At 65.2% G+C, this 3,950-nt stretch carries 3 protein-coding genes; all 3 read right to left on the bottom strand.

Features of this window, described 5'->3' with window-relative positions:
* A partial coding sequence (locus VFA16_RS22555; RefSeq protein WP_324969973.1) for a copper resistance D family protein occupies positions 1 to 1,029 on the bottom strand: 1,029 nt, incomplete at its 3' end.
* Between the two features lie 46 nt (positions 1,030 to 1,075).
* Positions 1,076 to 3,433, bottom strand: a complete 2,358-nt coding sequence (locus tag VFA16_RS22550; protein WP_324969972.1) for a glycerol-3-phosphate 1-O-acyltransferase — start codon at positions 3,431 to 3,433, stop codon at positions 1,076 to 1,078.
* A partial coding sequence (locus VFA16_RS22545) for a lysophospholipid acyltransferase family protein (protein WP_324969971.1) occupies positions 3,430 to 3,950 on the bottom strand: 521 nt, incomplete at its 5' end. The genes VFA16_RS22545 and VFA16_RS22550, both read right to left, overlap by 4 nt.

The raw sequence follows: 3,950 nt of genomic DNA, 5'->3' as shown, positions 1-3,950 counted from the left end.
CGGTGGCGGTGGCGGTGGGGTACGGCCCAGCCCCACGGCAACGCCGAACGTCACGCCGAATACGATGGCCTCGATCAGCGCCAGTCGGAGCAGGGCGCGCCGCGAGCCCGAGTGGCCTTGCAGCGCAGCAACTCCGGTACGGCGCTGCCGCCAGCCGGCCACGCCAAGCAGGCACAGCGCGACGACCTTGGCGATCACCAGCCGGCCGTAGGCCGTAGTCAGCAGGTCGGCCGGCAGTACCCGCACCACGGCGTTGACCACACCGCTGAGCGCCATCGCGACAAAGCACCACAACGCGACGGCGGAGAACCGCCGCGCCGCCAGAGCCGCATGTTCGCCCCCACGGATCGCGTGCACCAGCAGTGCCAGCAGGCCACCGGCCCACAGACTGGCGGCGACGAGGTGGATCAGCAGGCTGTTGGTGGCCAGATCATGTGAACCGCCGGCCGACGAATGCCCCGTCAGCCCGAGCGGAATCAACGTCACCACCGAGCCGACCAGCAACAGCGGCGTCCACGACCAGCGCAGCACCGTCAGGCTCGCCAGCATCACCGCTGCGGCCAAAACCGCGGTCCATCGCCATGCGGCTGCGGTGTTGACCAGGCTCGCCAACGACCACAACGCCACCGGGTTGAGATGACGGCCGACCGGCTGCCCCGAGACATCCGAAATCGTCAGCGGCACCAGCAACGCGGCGCACACCGCCCACACCGCCGACGCCACCGTGCCGATCCGAAGCGCACGGTACCCAGCGACGTCGAGCACCCCGTTGTGTTGCGGGGGGACAAAGAATGTGGCGAACAGAAACGACCCGACGGCCAGCACCGCCGCCACCTCACCGGCGGCTCGCACGAATGGCAGGCCCAGGGTGGTGACCGGACCCGGATCGGGCAACCCGGTGGCGGTCAGCGCGGCGGCAAGCGACAACGCTGCTATTCCGGCGGCCGTGCAGCCGGCCAGCACCGCAACCCCGATGAGCAGCGGCCACACCACCGCGCGCCGCTGGCCCGGTTGCGGGGCATCCGTCATAGGTACAGCGTATGGCGCATGTTCGGGCCGAATTCCGAGGACCGTCTCAGCGAGATCGGCTACCGGCCTGTTGCGCCTGCCGCGCCTCGAGCTCGCGAGCGATGAAGCGGTTGCGCGCGATCTGCGCGACGTGGTTGAAATCACGAAGGATATCCCGCAGCTCCTGCCGGAATGCGGTCCGTCGTTCGGCGAGATCCGATGCGGGTTCGAGCAGGTGCTGGTCGGCGGCGACTTGGCGCGCAGTTGCGAACAGCAGTGTGGACACCGGTTCGCTGCTGCTGACTCGTCCCTGTGCGACGTATTGCCGTCCGACGCCCAGCGCCAGCTGTGTCAACTCGTTGGCGCCGATCTCCGCTGGCGCATCGCGCAATACATCGGCGACGATTTCGTACGACTCGAAGAACACCCGCAGCATCGCATCCGATATCAGCGGTCGCTTCGCGTACAGGATCGCGTCGATCTCGTCACCGCCCGCCGCGACGTGGGCCTCCCAATCCTGATGCCACGCCATCTCTTCGGCGATGTTGTCCCGAAACGCCGCGGAATCGGCAAAGTAGAAATCGAATTTCAGCAAGTCGCGAAGCCGCATCGTCTGGTCCCAGAACGCCTGTAACCGATCGCCCTCGGCATGCCTGGCATGCGCGAGCGCGAGTTCGACGATCGAGGTCTCCAGGAACGCATGTATCACCGAATTGCGGTAGAAAGCCGCCGCGTGCTCATGCTCCGGCGCAATGCGCCACACGGGTTCTCGTCCGCCGTCGACGCGGGTGACCGGATGGCCGTTGGACAATGCATCCACTGCCGCCCGCACACCCTCCGGCGTCCGAAGCCGCAGCGCGCTCGTCGACATCGGGGTGTGTTTGCGTTCGAGATAGTCCAAAGAATCTTGCAGCGTTCGGTGCAGCTGGCCGAGTGTCAACGCCATCCCATGGGTGGTGAGCAGCAGCGCCGACACCAGCCCGGTCGCGTTCACCGGCGTCGCCTGCAAGATCCGCCAAGCCACCTCGAACGTCATCTTTTGCAGGGCAAGCCTTTTGGCGGCTTGGTCTAGAGCTATCGGTCCGTTTGGAGGACCCAGGCACTCGCGCATGGACACCGCTTCGGGGAAGCGGACGTAGATCTTGCCGTAGTTGCGTTCGCCTTGGGCTTTGACGTAGTTGTACAGCCAGCCGACGCCCTCGGGTCTTTTCTCTGCGCCGCGAGCGTAGGCAGCGTACTCGGCGATCTCATGCAGCTGGTCGAAGCTGATCGAGATCGGCTGCAGCAGGATATCGTCGCTGCGTCCATCCAGATAAGCGTCGGCCACATAACTCATCAGACCCATCTTGGGCGGCAACATTTTTCCGGTGCGTGATCTGGTGCCCTCGATGGACCAGCTCAAGTTGAACCGTTTTTCGACCAGGTAGCCGACGTATTCCTTGAGCACGTACTTGTACAGCTGATCGTCGCCGATCTTGCGCCGGATAAAGATGACTCCGGAGCGGCGCATCAGCGGTCCCATGAATCCGAACGCCATGTTGATCCCGCCGAACACATGGGCCCTCGGCAAGCCGTTCTCTTGCAGCGCAACTGTCAGCACGGCGCTGTCGAGGTTCGACCGGTGCGACCACAGCAGCACGGCGGGATGGGACTGAAGCGCGGTGCGCATCGCCGCGACCTGATACTGGTCGTAGTCGATTTCGGGATCGAACCCCCGAATGAGCAGCCTGCCAAGGGCGCCGGAGATGTCGACGGAGACCCGGCTCCAGCCGGTGGCCATCTCGTCGAGGATCTTGCCGGCCTCCTCGAGCGTGGCCCCGGGGATTTTCTCCAGCCCGGCCCGAAAACGGGCCGACACCAACATTTCTGGCTTCACCAGCCGCGGTGACTTGTACTCCGGTCCCAGTAGCCGGTAGGCAACACGCTCCATCGCCAAAATGGCGCGACGGGTAACGAAATGGGCGAACTCGCGGGGATTGTCGCCGACGGTAGTGTCGCGCCACTGCTGACGAAGTTCTGAGATCTTGGCCGACTCGCCGGCCAATACGCGCGCCCGGCGGGGATCGCTGCGCAGAATGCGCCGTTGCTGGCGTTCACTTGGGTGGTAAGGGTCCCAGCCAGGGACCAGCCCGGTCACCTTGCTCAGCGGACCCCCCTCCGCGGGCGGTAGCCAGAACACCCGGACCGGCACAATCGAACGATCCTCGTCGACCTCGAGCTGCTCGACGAGTTGGGCCAGCGTCGCCGGAGGCGGATTTCGGGGCGGCAGCCGCAGCACGTCGATCTTCGTCTCGGGGTGCCGCTTCCGCTGTCGCTCCAGCCATTCCTTGAGCAGTTCGCCCTCGACGGACGAGGACACCGACGCCAACACCAACGTGTCGTCGGTTGTGGTGAATGTGCCGGTGTCGGCAGCCGATGTCGTCACGGTCGTCCTTTCGGCCGAGCTGTCCGCGGTTGAGCCTCAGCTGTTTGGCGCCGGGCAGCTGGTGTCGTCGCACCGCGTGCCTGCGGATTAGATTTGGCCGCTTGCTTTTTCGGCTGCGTCGTCTTCGCCCCCGCCTTGGCCTTCGCCGCGGGCCTCTTCTTGGCATGCTTGTAGAGCGCGACCTCGGGTAGCTTGTCGACCGGCCAGTTGGCCAACGTGTCCAGATACAGTTGGCGTACTTCGGCGATGCGGTCCGGAAGTTCATCGACTGTCCAGTCGTCCACCGGAATCGGCGGAAATACAGCGACATCGACCGTGCCCGGATTCATCGTGGTGGAGTTGCGGGCGGCGATGATCTCAGCGTTGCGGATCACGATCGGCACGATCGGGATACCGGCTGCCATCGCGATGCGGAATGGCCCTTTCTTGAACGGGCCCACCTCCGTGGTGTCCACCCGGGTGCCTTCCGGGGCGATCATGATCGACAGTCCTTTTTTCGCGCGCTCTTCGACCTGGT

Origin of the sequence: Mycobacterium sp. (genome assembly GCF_035653355.1) — a bacterium.
Lineage (GTDB): Bacteria > Actinomycetota > Actinomycetes > Mycobacteriales > Mycobacteriaceae > Mycobacterium.
This window is presented reverse-complemented; position numbering and strand designations above follow the sequence as displayed.